The organism is Kitasatospora sp. NPDC056273 (genome assembly GCF_042268845.1).
In the GTDB taxonomy this organism is placed as follows: Bacteria; Actinomycetota; Actinomycetes; order Streptomycetales; family Streptomycetaceae; genus Kitasatospora.
In genome coordinates this window covers 40,761-59,437 of the sequence record NZ_JBHJSJ010000036.1, presented here as the reverse complement: position 1 = coordinate 59,437, position 18,677 = coordinate 40,761, and the positions used below count along the sequence as shown (strand labels likewise).

The 18,677-nt window shown below is 73.4% G+C and carries 14 protein-coding genes; 10 read left to right on the top strand and 4 right to left on the bottom strand.

From position 1 onward, the window contains the following. The first annotated feature begins 18 nt into the window (after nucleotides 1–18). Both ACFCY1_RS27425 and ACFCY1_RS27420 read left to right on the top strand, forming a co-directional pair. Nucleotides 19–1,194, top strand: coding sequence for a LacI family DNA-binding transcriptional regulator (locus ACFCY1_RS27425; RefSeq protein ID WP_375876381.1), 1,176 nt, complete (start codon nucleotides 19–21; stop codon nucleotides 1,192–1,194). A gap of 222 nt (nucleotides 1,195–1,416) precedes the next feature. Continuing rightward, nucleotides 1,417–4,818, top strand: a complete 3,402-nt coding sequence (locus ACFCY1_RS27420; RefSeq protein WP_375876379.1) for an SdrD B-like domain-containing protein — start codon at nucleotides 1,417–1,419, stop codon at nucleotides 4,816–4,818. Nucleotides 4,819–4,915: 97 nt separating this feature from the next. Here the strand turns inward: ACFCY1_RS27420 and ACFCY1_RS27415 are convergent, their stop codons facing one another. Beyond that, nucleotides 4,916–6,124 carry an MFS transporter gene (locus ACFCY1_RS27415; protein ID WP_375876378.1) on the bottom strand — a complete coding sequence of 403 codons (1,209 nt, stop codon included), beginning with the start codon at nucleotides 6,122–6,124 and terminating at the stop codon, nucleotides 4,916–4,918. Between the two features lie 486 nt (nucleotides 6,125–6,610). Between ACFCY1_RS27415 and ACFCY1_RS27410 the strand changes: the two genes are divergently transcribed. Next, nucleotides 6,611–7,957 carry a dicarboxylate/amino acid:cation symporter gene (locus ACFCY1_RS27410; protein WP_049655677.1) on the top strand — a complete coding sequence of 449 codons (1,347 nt, stop codon included), beginning with the start codon at nucleotides 6,611–6,613 and terminating at the stop codon, nucleotides 7,955–7,957. A 344-nt stretch (nucleotides 7,958–8,301) separates the two neighbouring features. Here ACFCY1_RS27410 and ACFCY1_RS27405 read toward each other — a convergent pair whose 3' ends face one another. Continuing rightward, nucleotides 8,302–8,505 (bottom strand): cold-shock protein, encoded by a 204-nt coding sequence (locus tag ACFCY1_RS27405; RefSeq protein WP_045692393.1) that lies wholly within the window; start codon nucleotides 8,503–8,505, stop codon nucleotides 8,302–8,304. 486 nt (nucleotides 8,506–8,991) lie between these two features. Between ACFCY1_RS27405 and ACFCY1_RS27400 the strand changes: the two genes are divergently transcribed. The 7 genes from ACFCY1_RS27400 (at nucleotide 8,992) to ACFCY1_RS27370 (ending at nucleotide 17,274) form a co-directional block, all read left to right on the top strand. Further along, nucleotides 8,992–9,912, top strand: coding sequence for a menaquinone biosynthetic enzyme MqnA/MqnD family protein (locus ACFCY1_RS27400; RefSeq protein ID WP_375876377.1), 921 nt, complete (start codon nucleotides 8,992–8,994; stop codon nucleotides 9,910–9,912). A gap of 268 nt (nucleotides 9,913–10,180) precedes the next feature. Beyond that, a complete protein-coding gene (locus ACFCY1_RS27395) occupies nucleotides 10,181–11,911 on the top strand; it encodes a protein kinase (protein WP_375876376.1) in 1,731 nt (576 codons plus the stop codon). A gap of 137 nt (nucleotides 11,912–12,048) precedes the next feature. Continuing rightward, entirely contained in the window at nucleotides 12,049–13,269 is a 1,221-nt protein-coding gene (mqnC, locus tag ACFCY1_RS27390) for a cyclic dehypoxanthinyl futalosine synthase (protein ID WP_049651178.1), read from the top strand. Nucleotides 13,270–13,390: 121 nt separating this feature from the next. Beyond that, a complete protein-coding gene (locus ACFCY1_RS27385) occupies nucleotides 13,391–14,107 on the top strand; it encodes a hypothetical protein (protein ID WP_375876375.1) in 717 nt (238 codons plus the stop codon). Between the two features lie 254 nt (nucleotides 14,108–14,361). Further along, a complete protein-coding gene (locus ACFCY1_RS27380; RefSeq protein ID WP_074005515.1) occupies nucleotides 14,362–14,949 on the top strand; it encodes a hypothetical protein in 588 nt (195 codons plus the stop codon). A 135-nt stretch (nucleotides 14,950–15,084) separates the two neighbouring features. Further along, complete coding sequence (locus ACFCY1_RS27375) at nucleotides 15,085–15,780, top strand: demethylmenaquinone methyltransferase (protein WP_049651181.1); 696 nt, start codon at nucleotides 15,085–15,087, stop codon at nucleotides 15,778–15,780. A 204-nt stretch (nucleotides 15,781–15,984) separates the two neighbouring features. After that, the gene (locus tag ACFCY1_RS27370) at nucleotides 15,985–17,274 is read left to right on the top strand and encodes a geranylgeranyl reductase family protein (protein ID WP_117491907.1); all 1,290 of its coding nucleotides are present in this window, start codon (nucleotides 15,985–15,987) and stop codon (nucleotides 17,272–17,274) included. Between the two features lie 167 nt (nucleotides 17,275–17,441). Here the strand turns inward: ACFCY1_RS27370 and ACFCY1_RS27365 are convergent, their stop codons facing one another. Then, nucleotides 17,442–17,798: a MazG-like family protein gene (locus ACFCY1_RS27365; protein ID WP_074005516.1), complete on the bottom strand. Its 357-nt coding sequence runs from the start codon at nucleotides 17,796–17,798 to the stop codon at nucleotides 17,442–17,444. Nucleotides 17,799–17,906: 108 nt separating this feature from the next. Beyond that, entirely contained in the window at nucleotides 17,907–18,614 is a 708-nt protein-coding gene (locus ACFCY1_RS27360) for a peptidylprolyl isomerase (protein ID WP_063780137.1), read from the bottom strand. Nucleotides 18,615–18,677 lie beyond the last annotated feature (63 nt).

Here is an 18,677-nt window from a genome sequence, read left to right as displayed (position 1 = left end):
CCCGCGAGCGCAGCCACCGTGCCCGCCACCCGAGACTCCGTGCCGTCCGAGCCGCCTTCCGCTGAGCAGCCCGAGCCGTCTTCCGCCGAGCCGCCGTCCGTCGAGCCGTCCGAGCCGCCTTCCGCTGAGCAGCCGTCCGCCGGGCAGCCGTCCGTCGAGGCGGCGCTCGGCACCTGGCCGGCCCCCGTCCGCCGGCCCACCGGCCGGGACGTGGCCCGGCTCGCCGGGGTCTCCCAGGCCACCGTCTCCCTGGTCTTCTCCGGCGCCGAGGCCGGCCGCCGGGTCTCCGAGGCGACCCGGGAGCGGGTCCGGGAGGCCGCCCGCAGCCTCGGGTACCGCCCGCAGGCGGCCGGCCGGCAGCTGCGGCTCGGCCGCAGCGGGATGATCCTGCTGGCCGTGCCGAACCTCCAGGGCCCGTTCTTCGGCCGGGTGCTGGAGGGCGTCCACGAGGAGGCCGGCCGCAACGGCCTGGCCGTCGTGGTCAGCTCCGGCTGGGGCAGCGCCACCCTCGCCGAGGCCGCCACCGCGGGCCGCTTCGACGGCCTGCTGATCTGTTCCCCGGACGACAGCCAGCTCGGCGAGCTGCCCGCCGACACCCCCGCCGTCTTCCTGGACGCCGACCCCGGTACCGACCGGGCGCGTCCGACCGTCGAACTCGACGTGGCCGGCGGGATGCGCGCCGCGGTCGAGCACCTGGCCGCGCTCGGCCACCGCAGGATCGGCCGGCTGCGCTCCAGCCACTCCGCGTACACCTTCCGGGTCCGGCAGGCCGCCTTCGAGCAGGCCGTCCGCGAACTCGGCCTGGAGGTGGTGGAGTTGGGCGTGAGTCTGAACGACGGACATCGGGCCGCGCGGGCCGTCGCGGGCCGGCTGCTGGAGCGGGCGGACCGGCCTCGCGCGGTGCTCTGCGACGACGACGTGGTCGCCTCCGGGGTCTACCAGGCCGCCGCGGAGCTGGGGTTGCGGGTGCCGGAGGACCTGTCGGTGGTCGGCATGGACAACGTCGCGGTGGCCGCGCTGCTCGCCCCGCCGCTGACCACCGTCGACCTGCCGGGCGAGGAGCTGGGCCGGGCGGGCGCGGCCGCGCTGGCGGCCCTGCTGCGCGGGGAGCGGGTGGCGCCGGTCGCGCCGCTGGCGACCTCGCTGGTGCTGCGCTCCTCCACGGCGCCGGCCGGTTCGGCTTCGACGGGCTGATCACGGTCCGTCACCACTGGGTGGTGCCGCTCCGTCCGGATTGCCCCCGTATGGCCCTCAGGTGGCTCACAGATGGCCCTCGGGTGCGTCCAGAATTGCTCCAATCGGGTGAATAATCCTCATTTACTCTCGCGCCGTACCTCCATTCGGATTAACAGAGGGTGAGATTCCAGGATGCGGACGCTCCGATCAATACCCTCACCCTCGTCCAAGGCGGGCCGGATGGCCACCGCCCTGGGCCTCTTCGCGGGCACGCTGCTCACCGGCACCCTCACCGTCCCGACCGCCCAGGCGGCCGTCGGCTTCACCAAGACGGTGGACAAGCCGACGGCGGCGCCCGGCGAGAACGTCACCTACACCCTGCGCTACACCTGTTCCGTCACCGACTGCGCCAACGGCCGGATCACCGACACCCTCCCGGCCGGGATGGAGTTCGTCGGCTGGACCCCGGACGCGAGCACCGTCGACGTCGCGGGCTCGACCGTCCCGGCGGCCGGCACCGTCGGCGGCACCCTCGACATCAGGCTCCTCACCCTCACCCCGGGGACCACCGCGACCGTCAAGGTCGTCCTCAGGTTCCCCAACTTCACCACCCCCAACGGCACCAAGGCCGTCAACTCGGCCACCCTGACCGCCGACGGCGAGCCCGAGCAGTCCGGCTCCGCCACCACCGGCGCCGTCGTCCAGCCCGACTACAAGGTCACCAAGGGCGTCCAGACCAGCAGCCAGGACGGTCGCTCGGTCACCTACCAGTTCAGCGCCTGCTCCACCAGCGGCGTCCCCAACGTCGACCTGGACGCGAGCCGGCTGGTCGACACCCTGCCGCCCGGCGCCGTCGTCGACACCGGCCGCTCGCCCGGCTGGACCCAGGACCCGGGCAACCCCGACCGCTGGGTGTTCGACATCGGCGCCTTCCGGGCCGGCAACGGCCAGGCCGGCTGCCGCAACCCCGGCGTCCTGGTCGTCAACTACCCCGACCCGGCGTTCCCCAGCGGCACCACCTCCACCAACTCGGTGGTCCTGCAGGGCGACCCGCTCGGCCCCGAGGGCATGCGCGACCTGTCCGACGCCACCGCCGTGTCCCCGGTCTTCCAGCCGCCGACCACCGGCATCCAGGTCACCGCCTCCAAGGTCTGGCAGGACCAGGTGGTCTCCGGCGACATCGCCTCCTTCAGCCTCCACGCCGTCAACACCGCCGGCCCTGTCACCCGCCTGGTGATGACCGACCCGGGCGGCGGCACCACCACCGGCCTCTACAACTGGCTGATCCCCCAGTCCATCCAGCTGGAGGCCTGGAACCCCGCCACCATCGGCCTCACCCTCCAGTACCGGCTCGACGGCGACCCGACCTGGCGGACCTTCACCCCCGGCAAGCCGTTCGACGGTTCGGGCAGCCGCCGGATCACCTTCGCCGAAGGCGCCGGGAACCCGGCGAACGACGTGCTCGGCCTCCCGGCCGGCCGCCGGCTCGACGGGCTGCGCTTCGAGTGGAACGGCCCCGTCCCCACCGGCTGGAGCCCCGGCAACGCCGTCCAGGTGCTCTCCCAGGTGGTCACCCCCGGCCACGACGGCCGCACCGCCCCCGGCCCGCTGCACAACTGCGTGGACGTGACCGGCACCGACGCGGCCGGCGCCACCGCCTCGGCGAACGCCTGCGCCGACACCACCGTCTCCGGCGCCACCAATCTGGGCGCCGCCAAGACCACCGTCTCCGGCGAGGTCCTCGCCCCCGGCGGCATCGCGACCTTCCAGCTCACCCCGTACAACCGCACCGGCCGCACCCTGGGCACCCCGCTGGTGATGTACGACCTGCTGCCGCCCGGCCTCGTCTACCAGGACGGCAGCGCCCGGCGCGACCCCGGCTACCCGGAGTCCGTCGCCCCGAGCTCCGTCCAGGTGCTGCCCGGACCGGACGGCCGCCAGTTGCTCAAGCTGACCTGGCCGGCCGGCGCGCCCGACATGACCTACCTCAACGACCACCGGGCCTACCGCACCCTGATCGACGTCCAGGTGGCCGGCAGCGCCAGGCCCGGGACCCTCACCAACGACGCGTACGTCACCACCGAGGGCGCCGGGGAACCCGTCGCCTGCTCCTACTTCGGCACCGACAGCGGTGTCCCGGACACCCACGACCTCGACGGCGACGGCAACACCACCGAGACCATGTGCCACGCCTCCTCCCGGGTCGAGGTGCAGGTCCCGGCCGTGCTGCGCTCCTTCAAGGAGGTCAAGGGCGACCTCGACCAGGACTACGCCACCACCGGCACCACCACGCCCGGCGGCGGCCTCTCCTACCGGCTGACCGTCCGCAACGACTCGCCGGACCCGGTCACCGACTTCGTCGCGTACGACAAGCTGCCCACCCCCGGCGACTCCTACCTGCTGCGCCCGGACGTCCCGCGCGGCTCCGCCTGGACGCCCTCGCTCACCCGGCCGCTGACCTCCAGCGACCCGACCGTGGCGATCGAGTACACCACCTCGCCGAACCCCTGCCCGACCGGGCCGATCACCGTGCCCGGGCCGTGCGACGCGAACGCGAAGTGGAGCACCGACTTCCCCGGGCCGGGCAACACCACCTGGTTCAAGGTCAGCCGGCCGGGCACCCTGCCGTCCGGCGGACTGTTCACCCTGACCTGGCCGATGGTCGCCTCGGTGGACGCCGGCAACGCCGACTTCGCGTGGAACAGCTTCGCCTACACCGCCACCGACTCCACCGGCAGCCCGCTGCTGCCGGCCGAGCCCGCCAAGGTCGGCGTCGGCGTCCAGGCGCCCGCGCCGCCGGACAACGCGCTCGGCGACCACGTCTGGGCCGACCGCGACGGCAACGGCGTCCAGGACACCGGCGAGAACGGGGTCCCCGGCGTCCGGGTCGAGCTGCTGGACGGGACCGGACAGCCGGTCCGGGACAAGCTGGGCAAGCCGGTCACCACGGTGACGGACGCGGACGGGAACTACCTGTTCGACAAGCTGCCGGACGGGGAGTACGCGGTGCGCTTCGACCTGACGACCGCTCCGGCGGGCGCCAGGGCCACCACGCGGCACGCGGGGAAGGACCCGGCGCGGGACTCGGACGCCGACCCGGCCACTGGGACCACCCAGACCGTACGGCTGTCGGGCGGGGCCCGGGACCTGAGCCTGGACCTGGGGCTGGTGCCGGCGGACGAGCCGACGCCTACGCCTACGCCTACTCCGACTGCGACCCCGACTGCGACCCCGACTTCGACGCCTACGTCGACTCCGACGGGTTCGCCGACGCCGACCTCGTCGCCGACTCCGACGAACTCGCCGTCCCCCACGGGTTCGCCGACGCCGACCGGTTCGCCCACGGGTACGCCCACGAGTACGCCGCCGGCACCGACGGACTCGACCTCGCCGTCGGACGGCCCCACCGGCGGTCCGTCGGACGGCCCCTCGAACGGCCCGTCGTCGAGCGAGCCCCCGAGCACGGGTGAGCCCGGCGCGCCGTCGCAGGATCCGCAGCGGCCGTCCCCGGACCGGGATGGCGGCGAGCTGCCGCACACCGGTGGGCCCGGTCTGCTGCCGGCCGCTCTCGGTGCCGCCGCCCTGGGCCTCGGCGTGCTGTTCACGGTGGTCGCCCGGCGCCGTCGGGGCCGCCACAGCTGACCGCGCGTGGCTGATCACCCGTAGGTGAAGGACAGGAAGGACAAGACCGCGCCCGCCGGCCAGACCACCGGCGGGCGCGGTCGTTCGTGGGGGCGGGTCAGCCCACCGGGAGGGGCTGCTCGGCGGGGGCGGGCGGCGCCGGGTGGAACCAGCGCCGGGCGCCGAACAGCAGCAGCCCGCCGAGCGCGATGCCGCCCACCGCGCACAGGGCCACCGGGCGCAGCGAGTCCTCGGCGAGCTTGCCGGAGACGGCGTAGCCGAGCGAGTTGCCGGTGGCGAACAGCGTCACCAGCCAGGCGAAGGCCTCGGTGACGGTGCCGGTCGGCGCCAGTTCGGCGACCAGTACGAACGCCGCCGCCAGCAGCGGGGCCAGCATGATCCCGGAGAGGAAGGCCAGCGCGGCCATCGGGTACGGCCCGGGCAGGGCGATCAGCGGCAGGTAGGAGGCGGCCATCGCGAGGGCCATCATCCAGGTGCGGGTGGCCGTGGTCTGCCGCCAGCTGACGGCGCCGTAGGCGAGTGCGCCGAGCAGGCCGCCGAGCGCCGCCAGGGCGAGCAGGGTGCCTCCGCCGCCGGGCAGCGCGCCGACGTTCCGCTCGGCGTAGGCGATGAACAGCACGTTCTGCGCGCCGACGGCCCAGCCGGCCCCGGCCAGTCCGACCAGCAGCAGCACCAGCCCGGGGGAGCGCAGCGGTCCGAGCAGTCCGGCGGACTGTTCCCGGGCCGGGGCGCGCCAGGACCGGGCGGGTCCGGTGGTGGCCACGATCAGCGCGCCAGCCAGTCCGAGTCCGGCGGCCACCCAGAGCGCGGCGACCGGGCTGAACAGTCCGGAGATGGCGGCGACGGCCAGCGGGCCGGCCACGTAGAGGATCTGCTGGGAGGCGGAGTCGAAGGCGTACGCGGTGTCGAGCTGCTTCTCCTCGACCACGTCCGGCCAGAGCGAGCGCAGGCAGGGTTCCAGCGGGGGCATGGCGAGGCCGGCGATCGCGGCCCCGACGGGCGCGCCGACCGCGGAGCCGGGGGCGAGGGCGAGCAGCGCGTACCCGCCGCCGGCCACCACGGCGGAGGCGAGCAGGACGCGCGGCTGTCCGGTGCGGTCGATGATCCGGCCGAGCACCGGCCCGCCGACGGCGGCGGCGATCGCGTAGCAGGAGGTGGCCAGTCCGACCCGGCCGTACGCCACTCCGGCGTCGCGCAGCGCGAGGGCGATGACGAGGGCGGTCATGCCGGCGGGCAGGCGGCCGAGCAGGGTGCCGAACAGCAGGCGGGTGACGTGCGGGGCACGGAGCAGGGCGAGGTAGCCCATCGGCGTCCTCTCCGGGTGGGCAGGCAGGGGCGGGGACGCCGCCAAAGTTATACGTATAACCGTTCAGCGGTCAATCGGACCATCGAGCCGTCCTGATGGGGCGTCAGCTTCGTTCGTGTCCGGAGCGCGGGTTCGCGGCGGGGTTCGGGTGGGCAGGAACTCTCCGTGACCTCAAACAAGTACTTTGAACATCTCAAACCTTTGCTGCTAACGTATCGGCCATGACAGCCTCAGACGCACTGCGGATGCACGGCCCGGGCCCGCTGCCCGGCGCCGCCCGCCCGTGTGCTCTGACCGGTGCTGTGGACAGTCCGCGCCGTTGTCGCGCCATGGGCCGTTGCCGCGCCATGCGCTGTACCGCCCCGAGCTGTACCGCGGCGGCACGCCCCTGACCGGGGGCCGACCCCTTCGTCCGGCCCCGCGCCGTGCCGCCTGCTCCGCCCCCACCTCACCGTCAGCAACGCCCTCCCCCGGAGACGCTCCCCCATGTCCACAGCGCCCGAGGCGACCTCGTCGCCGTCCGTGCTCGCCCGCATCCGCAAGACGCCCTTCTGGGTGCAGATCGTCGCCGGCCTCGTGCTCGGCGTCGGCCTCGGCTACCTGGCCCGCGCCGCCGACATCTCCTGGCTGGCCACCACCCTGGAGACGATCGGCAAGATCTTCGTCCAGCTGCTCAAGGTCGCCGTCCCGCCGCTGGTGTTCACCGCGATCGTGGTGAGCGTCGCCAACCTGCGCAACGTCACCAACGCGGCCCGCCTGGCCACCCGCACGCTGCTCTGGTTCATGATCACCTCGCTGATCTCGGTCGGCATCGGCATCGGCCTGGGCCTGCTGACCAACCCGGGCGAGGGCACCAACCTGAAGACCGAGGGCCTCAAGGCGCTCGACTCCAAGGGCACCTGGATCGACTTCCTGACCGGGATCTTCCCGACCAACATCGTCGACTCGTTCGCCAAGGTGAACGTGCTCCAGATCGTCTTCCTGGCGGTCGTGGTCGGCGCGGCGATCATCAAGCTCGGCGCCAAGGCCGAGCCGGTCCTCAAGCTCAGCGAGTCCGTGCTGGAGCTGACCCAGACCGCCCTGTGGTGGGTCATCCGGCTCTCCCCGCTCGGCACCCTCGGCCTGATCGGCAAGTCCGTCGCCAAGTACGGCTGGGACCTGCTCAAGCCCTTCGCCACGCTGACCCTGGACATCTACCTCGGCTGCGCGCTGGTGCTGTTCGTCGTCTACTCGCTGGTGCTGCGCTTCGCCGCCGGGCTCAACCCGCTGCACTTCTTCAAGGGCGCCTGGCCCGCCATCCAGCTGGCCTTCGTCTCCCGCTCCTCGGTCGGCACCCTGCCGGTCACCCGCCGCGTCACCGAGCGCCTCGGCGTCCCGAGCGAGTACGCGTCCTTCTCCGTGCCGTTCGGCGCCACCACCAAGATGGACGGCTGCGCCTCGATCTACCCGGCCGTCGCCGCGATCTTCGTCGCCCAGGTCTTCAACATCGAGCTGGGCATCAAGGACTACATCCTGATCGCCTTCGTCTCGGTGGTCGGCTCGGCCGCCACCGCGGGCCTCACCGGCGCGATCATCATGCTGACGCTGACCCTGTCCACCCTGGGCCTGCCGCTGGAGGGCGTCGGCCTGCTGCTCGCCATCGACCCGATCCTGGACATGATGCGCACCGCGACCAACGTCGCCGGCCAGGTCGTCGTGCCGATCGTGGTCGCCGCCCGGGAGAAGATCCTGGACGTCGCCGCGTACAACAACCCGTCCGGGGACCTGTACGAGGAGGACGCCAAGCCGGCCGTCGTCGCCGCCCAGGGCGGAGCGGCCACGGCCGCGGCCTGAGGCTCGTTCGGCCTCCGGTCCGGCCGCTCAGCCGGGGGCCGAATGCCCGATCGGACGCCAGAGGGGACGTCCGATCGACCGGACGGAAAGGGCCCTCTCCCGGTGACGGGGGAGGGCCCTTTCCGCATTCCTTTTCTCCGCACCCGAACTTCCCGGCCCGAACCACCCGTTCGACGTTCGAGTGACGTTCGAGTGGAGTTCGGCCGGAAGGCGTTCGAAAAGGCAGGGGGCCCGCCGGACGGGCGGGCCCCCTTGGGTACTGCTCTTGTGCTCATGGTGGCGGCTGTCGGGAGCCGCCGGCGGACCCGTCGGGGTCCACGAGCGATCAGATCATCAGAGGATGGTCAGACAGCGGTGACGTTCTCCGCCTGCGGGCCCTTCGGGCCCTGGGTGACGTCGAAGGTGACCGCCTGGTTCTCCTCCAGCGAACGGAAGCCGTTCGCGTTGATGGCGGAGTAGTGGACGAAGACGTCCGGGCCGCCGCCCTCCTGGGCGATGAAGCCGAAGCCCTTCTCAGCGTTGAACCACTTGACGGTTCCCGTGGCCATGCCGTTCTCCTTGCGAGGCGTGTCGGGGGCCACACCGTGTGGCACCCGGTCCGCTGCGCTGATCGCCCTGCCTCCGGACGTGTCCGAAATTTTTCGATATTGCTGAAAAACTACAAAAAGCCTGCGGTTACATGCTCCGCAGGCTTCAAGTACTGCAAGGGGAATCAAACTGCAACTGAGGGCAACGCTAGCATGCGGCCGCTGTGACGACCAGAGGTCACTTACGGCGTGGAAGGCGCGTGTCGTAGGGCGGTCCTGAGGCGCTCACAGGGGCCGGGCGCAAGGCTGTTGCGGGTGTTCGCCGGGTCGGTTGCCGGGTGGCCGTCGGCCGGTCGGGAGGGTGTGCGTCAGGCCGTTCGTCAGGGTGGGGGCGGGCGCGGAAAGGCCCGCCGGCGGCGCGTGAAGGCGTGTCGGGTGGCCGGTGCGAGCCACCGCCGACAGCAGGCATACGCTGCGGGGAGGCACGAACAGCAAGGGAGCGGCGCAGTGGCAGCACCGGAAGCACGAACACCGGACGCGCGGACGCGGGAGCCCCGGCAGGACACCCCGGTCAGGCCGCGGGTCGGCCACATCCAGTTCCTGAACTGCGTCCCCCTCTACTGGGGGCTCGCCAGGACCGGCAACCTGCTCGATCTGGATCTCACCAAGGACACCCCGGAGAAGCTGAGCGACCAGCTCGTCGACGGCGCCCTGGACATCGGCCCCATCACCTGCGTGGAGTACCTGCGCAACGCGGAGGACCTGCTCGTCCTGCCGGACATCGCGGTCGGCAGCGACGGCCCGGTGATGTCCTGCCTGATCGTGAGCAAGGTGCCGCTCGCCGACCTCGACGGCCGCCGGGTCGCCCTCGGCTCCACCAGCCGCACCTCCGTACGGCTCGCCCGGCTGCTCCTGGAGGAGCGCGAGGGCGTGCGCCCGGACTACTTCAGCTGCCCGCCGGACCTCGGCGCCATGCTCGCCGAGGCCGACGCCGCCGTCCTGATCGGCGACCCGGCCCTGCGCGCCTACCTCGGGCAGGCCGCCGACCTCGGGCTGACCGTCCACGACCTCGGCGAGATGTGGAAGGAGTGGACCGGACTGCCCTTCGTCTTCGCGGTCTGGGCGGTGCGGCGCGAGTTCGCCGAGCGCGCCCCGGAGATGACCGCCGCGGTGCACCGGGCCTTCCTGGAGTCCCGCGACCTGTCGCTGGTGGAGGCCACCAAGGTCGCCGAGCAGGCCGCCCGCTGGGAGACCATCGGGGCGGACGTGCTGGAGCGGTACTTCAGCGAGGCGCTCGACTTCTCGCTCGGCGAACGGCAGCTGGCCGGGGTCACGGAGTTCGCCCGGCGGGTCGCGCACGACAGCGGGTTCGCCCCGGACGTCGCGGTGCGGCTGCTGGAGCCGGCGGCGCTGCCGCTGGGGTCGTAGGGCCCGTCCTCGCCCCCGCCCGCGGGGCGACGGGAGTGTGACGACGGCCCCCCGGGGGCGCGCGGTCCGGCTCCTGGCCCCGTTCCGGTCCGCGGGCCGGGCGGGGCCTGCCCGGGCCCGGTACGGTCTGCACCCGAGGCGCGTCCGGCTGACGGTCGGTCGGCTGGCCGACCGGACGGCCGACCCGGGTGGTCGGCCGGCCGGGTGGCCGCTCGGCCCCCGGCGGTCGGCGGCGCGCGCGGCCGAGCGGGCGAGGGAGCGTACGGGGATGCGGGCACTGGGGTCGGACGATCCGCGCCAGGTGGGCGGCTACCGGCTGCTGCGGCGGCTCGGCGCGGGCGGGATGGGCCGGGTCTACCTCGGCCGGACGGCCGGCGGGCGCACCGTCGCCGTCAAGGTGGTGCGGTCGGAACTCGCGGACGACGCCGAGTTCCGCGCCCGGTTCCGGCAGGAGGTGGCCGCCGCCCGGCGGGTCGGCGGCGCGTGGACCGCGCCGGTCCTGGACGCCGACACCGAGGGCGGGCAGCCCTGGGTCGCCACCGGCTACGTGGCGGGCCCCGCGCTCGGCGAGGCCGTCCGGACGTACGGGCCACTGCCCGAGCCGGCCGTGCGCTCGCTCGGCGTCGGACTCACCGGGGCGCTGGCCCACGTCCACGGGCTCGGCCTGGTGCACCGGGACGTCAAACCCTCCAACGTGCTGCTCACCCTGGACGGGCCCCGGCTGATCGACTTCGGGATCGCCCGGGCACTGGACGCCGCCGGCGGCCTCACCCGTTCCGGTTACGTGGTCGGTTCGCCCGGCTTCATGTCACCCGAGCAGGCGAACGGGCAGGCGGTCGGGCCGGCCGGGGACGTCTTCTCGCTCGGCGCCGTCCTCGCCTTCGCCGGGACCGGCGTGCACCCCTTCGGAGAGGGGGTCAGCGCGGCCGTGCTGCTCTACCGGGTGCTGCACGAGGAACCGGACGTGGCCGGACTGCCCGAGCCGCTGCGGGGGACCGTCCTCGCCTGCCTGGCCAAGGACCCGGCCGCTCGCCCCACCCCGCGGCAGCTCCACGACCGGCTGGACCCGGACGGCACGGCCGCCACCCGGCTGTCGCACGGCGGCTGGCTGCAGGCGGAGCTGGCGGCGGGGGTGGGGCGCAGTGCGGTGGGGCTGCTGGACCTGGACCTCGACTTGGACCCGGACTCGGACCCGGAGGGGATTCCGGGGGCTTCGGGGGAGCCGGCTTCGGAGGCGGGTGCTTCCGGGGTGGTGCGGACTCCGACCGTCGCATCCGGGGGCGGGCCGGAGGGCGAGGGGGATCGGCAGCCGCTGTGCTCGGGTGTCTGGGACGAGCCGGCGGGGGCGCGGCCGCGGCGCGTCCGGACCGGGGTGGCGGTCGCGGCGGCCGTGGCGGCGCTCGCGGTGCTCGGGGGCGGCGGGTACGGGCTGTACGAGTGGCTGCACCGGGCCGAACCGGCGGCCTCGGGGCCGTCGCCGACGGTGGGGCCGCTGCCGGAGGTGTCGGTTGATCCGAGCCAGGCCGTCCTGCCGAGCGGGGCCTTCGGCTCCGGGGTGGCGTCGGCCCCCGGTGCTCCGGGGAGCGCGACGTCGTCCGCCCCGGGCGCGGTGCCACCCGGGACGGGCGGGCCGAGCGTGGTGCCCGCCGCCTTCCTGGGCACCTGGAGCGGGGACATGGTCACCGACAAGGGGCTGCCCGCCGGGACCACCACGCTCACCGTCCGTCCGGCGGCGATCGGTCAGGAGAGCACCACCAGCCGCAACGCGGCCTCCGGGCTGATCTCGATCAGTTGCGAGGGCGCCTGGACGCTCAGGTCGGCCTCCGCCACCGCGCTGGTGTTCCAGTCCCGGCTGGTCCGCTCCTCGATCCCCGGCGCCTGCACCGGCGGCTCCAACGCGGAGACGCTCACCCTCCAGTCCGACGGGACGGTCCGTTTCACCTCCGCCGACCCGCCGGCCGGGAACCCGGCGGGCACGATGCGCAGGGCGAACGGTTGAGGCGTGGTCCGAGCTGCTCGGGGGTGGTCCGGGGTGCTCCGCGCGCTGTTCAGCGGGCTGACGCGGGCGGCGGAATGTGCTGGCGTAGGCTGGTTCGGCCGTACCCGAGTAGCACTTGAGAGAGAGAAGGCCGCCAGGTGACCGAGCTCGCAGCGACCACCCTCGATGCGTCCAGCACCGACCTGAAGGCCGTGCTCGACCGGGCCGCCGCCGGCGGCCGGATCACCCCGGAGGAGGCGCTGGAGCTCTACCGCTCCGCGCCGCTGCACGCGCTCGGCTCCGCCGCCGACGCGGTGCGCCGCCGCCGCTACGCGGGTACCGAGCACATCGCGACGTACATCATCGAGCGCAACATCAACTACACCAACGTCTGCGTGACGGCGTGCAAGTTCTGCGCCTTCTACGTGCCGCCGAAGAGCGACAAGGGCTGGTCCCGCGAGCTCGACGAGATCCTGCGCCGCTGCGCCGAGACGGTCGAGCTGGGCGGCACCCAGATCATGTTCCAGGGCGGCCACCACCCGGACTACGGCGTGGAGTACTACGAGCGCGCGTTCTCGGCGATCAAGGCCGACTTCCCGCAGCTGGTGATCCACTCGCTGGGCGCCTCCGAGGTCGAGCACATGGCGCGGATCTCGGGCGTCTCCGTCGAGGAGGCCATCACCCGGATCCACAAGGCGGGCCTGGACTCCTTCGCCGGCGCCGGCGCCGAGCTGCTGCCGGAGCGGCCGCGCAAGGCGATCGCCCCGCTGAAGGAGTCCGGCGAGCGCTGGCTGGAGATCATGGAGATCGCCCACGGCCTCGGCGTGGAGTCCACCTCCACCATGCTGATGGGCACCGGCGAGACCAACGCCGAGCGGATCGAGCACCTGCGGATGATCCGCGACGTGCAGGACCGCACCGGCGGCTTCCGGGCCTTCATCCCGTACACCTACCAGCCGCAGAACAACCACCTGAAGGGCTCGACCCAGGCCACCGTCTTCGAGTACCTGCGGATGATCGCGATCGCCCGCCTGTTCCTCGACAACGTCGCCCACATCCAGGGCTCCTGGCTCACCACCGGCAAGGAGGCCGGCCAGCTGTCGCTGCACTACGGTGCGGACGACCTCGGGTCCGTGATGCTGGAGGAGAACGTCGTCTCGGCGGCGGGCGCCAAGCACCGCTCCAACCTCACCGAGCTGATCCACCTCATCCGGGCCGCCGACCGCGTCCCGGCGCAGCGCTCGACCACGTACGAGCACCTGCGGGTGCTGGACGACCCGGCCAACGACCCGGTCGACCCGCGGGTCGCCTCGCACATCGCCTCCACGGCGATCGAGGGCGGCACCGCGCACCCCGAGCTGAAGATCCTGGACAACTGAGTCCTCGTTCCTCCTCCCTTCTTGTCGTGCCGGTGCCGGTGCCGGTGCCGCTGATGGCGGTGCCGGCGTCGGCGCTGTTGCCGTTGCACTTGCCGTTGTTGTCGAAGTCGAAGGCGCTGTTGTGCTGACTCTGCACCGGGCGGCGTTCGTGCTGCCCGACCCGGCCGATCCCACCGCCCCGTCCATCGCCGACGGGGCGGTGGTGGTGCGTGGCGAGCTGGTCGAGGCGGTCGGGCCGTACGGGGAGCTGGCGGCCGGGTACCCGGGCGCGCGGGTGCGGGACTGGGGGGCGGCCGTGCTCGCCCCCGGGCTGCGCAATCCGTACGGGCACTGGCTGTTGGAACGCGCGTACCACCCGGATCCGCGGGAGGAGGTCGGCGTCGAACCGGTGGCGGACGGGCTGGCCGGGTCCACCGACGAGGCGCGGTGCGGGGCCAGTGCCCGGCGGGGGCTGCAGCGGATGCTCGGGTACGGGGTGACGGCGGTGGCCGGGCCCTTCGAGCGGGCCTCGGTGCGGACGGCGGTGGCGCGGTCGGGGGTCGTGGGGCTGCCTGGTTCCGCCGTGTCGTCCGCTGTGTCGTCCGGCGGGGTGGGCGGCGGGCCGCAGGACGGCGGGCCGGAGGGCAGCGGGCCGCAGGACTGTGGCGCGCGGCCGTTGGACCCGCTGGCCGTCCTGCCGTTCGCCGAGGCCGTGTACGGGCGGGTGGCGGCCGGGGGCCGGGCGGACTTCGCGGTGTTCGCGACGGCCGCGGTCGCGGGGGACGGGGGCGCGCAACCGGTGGCCGGCGGGTGCCTGGCCACGGTGCTGGGCGGGCGGTTGGTGTACCGCCGACGCTGAGACGGGCGTCACGGCGGGTGTGACGTACTCGTCAGTAGCCGGATTTCCTTGTGGCGCACGGGACTTCCTTCGTGTGCACCCGAACTCCGGGGCCGGTACCGGAGAGTGATTGTCCCTTCATCGTGACCTGAGGGCCCGCCAGCGGATACGATCCCGGACAGCTCACCCACTCCGTACCCTCACCACACCACCGCCCGCGCCCGCGGGTGGCGGGGCCGTGTCCCCGGCCCCGACGGCAAGCCAGGACAGGAACCATGCGAACCGCGACCGTTCCCCCGCCGCGCACCCCGCGGATGGGCCGTGGTTGGTACCTCGCCGCCGTGCTCAGCGCAGTGCTGGCCGTCGGCATGTGCCTGCTGGGTTGGCGCCAGGCCGACCAGGCCGACCGGATCGAGGCGCACCCGGTGAGAGTCGAAGGGGTCGTCACCCAGCTCCCGACCGGTGGCGGCACCTACAGCGCCGTCAGCTACCGGGCCGACGGGGAGCCGCACACCGCGGCCGCGCTGCCGCTCTCGGACAGCGCCAAGGTCGGCGACGCGGTCTGCCTGGAGCACGCCGCCGACGACCCGGGCGCGGTACGGATCTGCGGCGACACCTACCCGCAGCCGGTCGGCGTGGGCCTGGCCCGGTTCAGCGTGCCGGTGGCCCTCGTGTTCTTCGTGATCTGCGTGCTGCGCATCCGGCGGCACCACAAGGCCCTCGCGGTCCGCAGCGGGCAGGGGGCGCTGGCCGCCAACCTCGCGCTGGCGGCGGGGGCGCTCGCGGACGGGATGCCCGCGATAACCCACGGCAAGCGGTCCCGGCGGCGGCGCCGCGCGGGCGGGCGGCGCGCCCAGCACTGACGGGGGCGTGCGGGTACGGCCCGGCCGGTGAGGACCGTGGGGGGCGGCCGGTGAGGTCCGCGGGTGAGGCCGGTGAGGTCCGTGGGCGCGGCCCCGTTGGTCGGGGTGTCCGTGCGAGGGTGAACAATGGGGGGCGTGACCCGAGCCTCTCTGGACAAGCAGCCGCACGAAGTCGCCGCCATGTTCGACGACGTCGCGGCCAAGTACGACCGCACCAACGACGTGCTCTCCCTCGGCCAGGCCCGCGCCTGGCGCCGGGCGGTGGCCGAGGCGGTGGCCGCCGGGCCGGGAGACCTCGTGCTCGACCTCGGGGCCGGCACCGGCACCTCCTCGCTGCCCTTCGCCGAGGCCGGGGCGAAGGTCGTCCCGTGCGACTTCTCGGTCGGCATGCTCACCGAGGGCAAGGGCCGCCACCCCGAGCTGGCGCTCACCGCCGGCGACGCCACCCGGCTGCCGTTCGCGGACGACACCTTCGACTCGGTGACGATCTCCTTCGCGCTGCGCAACGTCCAGGACACCGACGAGGCGCTGCGCGAGATGCAGCGGGTCACCAAGCCCGGCGGCAAGCTGGTGATCTGCGAGTTCTCCACCCCGACCTGGACGCCGTTCCGGACGGTCTACACCGAGTACCTGATGCGCGCGCTGCCGCCGGTGGCGACCGCCGTCAGCAGCAACCCGGAGGCGTACGTCTACCTCGCCGAGTCCATCCGGGCCTGGCCGGACCAGCCGGGGCTGGCCGCCAAGCTCCAGGACAACGGCTGGTCGAAGGTCGCCTGGCGGAACCTGACCGGCGGGATCGTCGCGCTGCACCGGGCGTACAAGATCGCGTAGGCGCGTAGGCGGGTTTCGGCGGGCTCGCGGTTCGGGCGCCCGGCCGCTCGGCTCGGGTTGGCGGTCGGGGCTGACGGGCGGAGCCGGAGGTCGGGGGCGGGGGCGCATCCGGTGGCGTGAGCGGAACTAGACTGCCGGAGACAAAGCCGCCGTCCCCCGCCGCAGTTCCAGGAGTGTGTCCACGTGTCCGAGACCGCAGCCGATCTGACGAAGCCGGACAGCCCCGTCGAGAGCACGGCCGACGTCATCGTGGTCGGCGCGGGCCCGGCCGGCGCCACCACCGCGTACTACCTGGCCCAGGCCGGGCTGGACGTGCTGCTGCTGGAGAAGACCGCCTTCCCGCGCGAGAAGGTGTGCGGCGACGGCCTGACCCCGCGCGCCACCAAGCAGCTGGTGGACATGGGCATCGACGTCTCCACCGAGAACGGCTGGCTGCACAACAAGGGCCTGCGCATCATCGGCGGCGGCGTCCGGCTGGAGCTGGACTGGCCCGAGCTGTCCTCCTTCCCCGACTACGGCCTGGTACGCAAGCGCGCCGACTTCGACGAGCTGCTCGCCCGTCAGGCCGAGAAGGCGGGCGCGCGGCTCTACGAGCGCTGCAACGTCAGCGGGCCGGTCCTGGACGAGCGCACCGGCCGGATCGTCGGCGTCACCGCCAAGCTCGGCGACGAGAAGCGGCCGGTCACCTTCCGGGCCCCGCTGGTGGTCGCCGCCGACGGCAACTCCACCCGGCTCTCGCTCGCCATGGGCCTGCACCGGCGCGAGGACCGGCCGATGGGTGTCGCCTACCGCACCTACTTCACCTCGCCGCGCCACGACGACGACTACCTGGAGTCCTGGCTGGAGCTGTGGGACACCCGCGACGGCGACCGCAAGCTGCTGCCCGGGTACGGCTGGGTCTTCGGCATGGGCGACGGCACCTCCAACGTGGGCCTCGGCATCCTCAACTCCTCGCCGGCGTTCGGCGAGCTGGACTGGCGCGAGGTGCTCAAGGCCTGGTGCGCCAACATGCCGGAGGAGTGGGGCTACACCCCCGAGAACATGACCGAGCCGATCCGCGGCGCCGCGCTGCCGATGGCCTTCAATCGGCAGCCGCACTACACCCGCGGCCTGCTGCTGGTCGGCGACGCGGGCGGCATGGTCAACCCGTTCAACGGCGAGGGCATCGCCTACGCGATGGAATCCGGGCAGATCGCCGCCGGGGTCATCGTGCAGGCCCTCGCCCGGGTCACCGATGGCGGCCGCGAGCGCGCCCTCCAGGCCTACCCGCGCATCCTCAAGGACGTGTACGGCGGCTACTACACGCTGGGCCGCGCCTTCGTGAAGCTCATCGGCAACCCCAAGGTGATGCAGATCGCCACCCAGCGCGGCCTCACCCACCCGATGCTGATGCGCTTCACCCTCAAGCTGCTCGCCAACCTCACCGACCCGCAGGGCGGCGACGCGATGGACCGTGTGATCAACGGCCTCGCCAGGGTCGCGCCGAACGCCTGACGGCTGGTGTCTGGCGCCTGGTGCCTGACAGCTGGTGCCTGACGGCTGGTCTCTGGCGCCTGATGCTTGGCGCCTGATGCCTGGCGGCTGGCGCCGAAGGGCCGGACGCCGAACGCCTGGCGCGGACCGGGGGTTGGGGCCGGTGGGGATGTCCGTCCCCGCCGGCCCTACGGCTGTTCGGCCGCCCGGGGTGCCTCCGGCGCCCGGCGGGAGGCGGCGGAGCGCTGTTCGACGTAGGCGAGACGCTCGTCGAAGATCCGGGCCGCGTCGGGGGTGAGGGTCCTCAGGGCGACGAGGGCGGTGAAGACGACGTCGCAGAGCTCGTGCTGGACGTCCTCCCAGGTGTGGGTGACCCCCTTGCGCGGGTTCTGGCCGGTGGCGCCGATCACCGCGGCACCGACCTCGCCGACCTCCTCGGAGAGCTTGAGGATCCGCAGCAGTCGCTCCTCCTGGGGCGACTGCGTGCTCTGCTCGTCCAGCCGTGCGACCAGGTCGTCGACGCTCTCCCAGATCCGGCTGTCCATGCGGCGTTGCTCCTGCTCCCACGCGGTGTCGTTGGTGCTGCCACCGTACGGGAGCGGGGGCGGGCGGGAGCGGGCCGGGGCTGTCCGGCCCGCCGGGGACGAGCAGCCTCAGCGGGCGCTGATCTTCACGTTGCGGATGTTCACCGGGAGGTTGGGGAAGCCGTCACCCGGGTTGTTCTGGTCGTCCTCGCCGCCGGCGGCGATCTTCTGGAGCACGTCCAGACCGCCGGTGATCCGGCCGAAGGGGGTGTAGGCGGGGGAGAGCTTGGTGTCCTTCCAGACGAAGAAGAACTGGCTGCCGTTGGTGTTCGGGCCGGCGTTGGCCATGGCCACGGTGCCGGCCGGGTAGGTGGCGCCGGTCAGGTTCTCGTCCGGGAACGAGTAGCCGGGACCGCCGCTGCCCGTGCCGGTCGGGTCGCCGCACTGGAGGACGTAGATCCGCTGGGTGGTGAGGCGGTGGCAGTGACTGCGGTCGAAGTAGTCGTGCTCGGCGAGGAACCGGAACGAGAAGGTGGTGCAGGGCGCCTTGTCGGTCAGGGCCTCGAAGCTGATCTGGCCCTGGCTGGTCCGCAGTGTCGCGCGGTAGGGCTTCGCCGCCTTCTTGGCGTCGAACACCGGGATGCCCTTGAAGTTGTCGGCCGGGACGGCCGGTGTGTAGGCGCAGCCGGTAGCGGGGGTCGCGGCCGCGGGGGTGTCCGCGATGGCGGTGCCGGTGCTCGCCACGAGCGGGAGGACGGTGGCGGCGGCGACCAGCGCCCAGTGCTTGCGCTTCACGTGACGGGCCTTCCGGGGGGTGGTGGACGGCGGTGTTGTCATGGGTGCATCATCCACGGCCGGATGGGGATGCGGTAGGGGTTGGGGCGGCCGTGGCTCCCCGGG

Excerpts from the sequence above, each read along its gene's own strand:
- ACFCY1_RS27405 (WP_045692393.1), bottom strand. The coding sequence starts at position 8,505 with ATGGCCACGGGAACCGTCAAGTGGTTCAACGCTGAGAAGGGCTTCGGC.
- ACFCY1_RS27365 (WP_074005516.1), bottom strand. The coding sequence starts at position 17,798 with ATGGACAGCCGGATCTGGGAGAGCGTCGACGACCTGGTCGCACGGCTG.
- ACFCY1_RS27415 (WP_375876378.1), bottom strand. The coding sequence starts at position 6,124 with ATGGGCTACCTCGCCCTGCTCCGTGCCCCGCACGTCACCCGCCTGCTG.
- ACFCY1_RS27360 (WP_063780137.1), bottom strand. The coding sequence starts at position 18,614 with ATGACAACACCGCCGTCCACCACCCCCCGGAAGGCCCGTCACGTGAAG.
- ACFCY1_RS27420 (WP_375876379.1), top strand. The coding sequence starts at position 1,417 with ATGGCCACCGCCCTGGGCCTCTTCGCGGGCACGCTGCTCACCGGCACC.
- ACFCY1_RS27410 (WP_049655677.1), top strand. The coding sequence starts at position 6,611 with ATGTCCACAGCGCCCGAGGCGACCTCGTCGCCGTCCGTGCTCGCCCGC.
- ACFCY1_RS27395 (WP_375876376.1), top strand. The coding sequence starts at position 10,181 with ATGCGGGCACTGGGGTCGGACGATCCGCGCCAGGTGGGCGGCTACCGG.
- ACFCY1_RS27380 (WP_074005515.1), top strand. The coding sequence starts at position 14,362 with ATGCGAACCGCGACCGTTCCCCCGCCGCGCACCCCGCGGATGGGCCGT.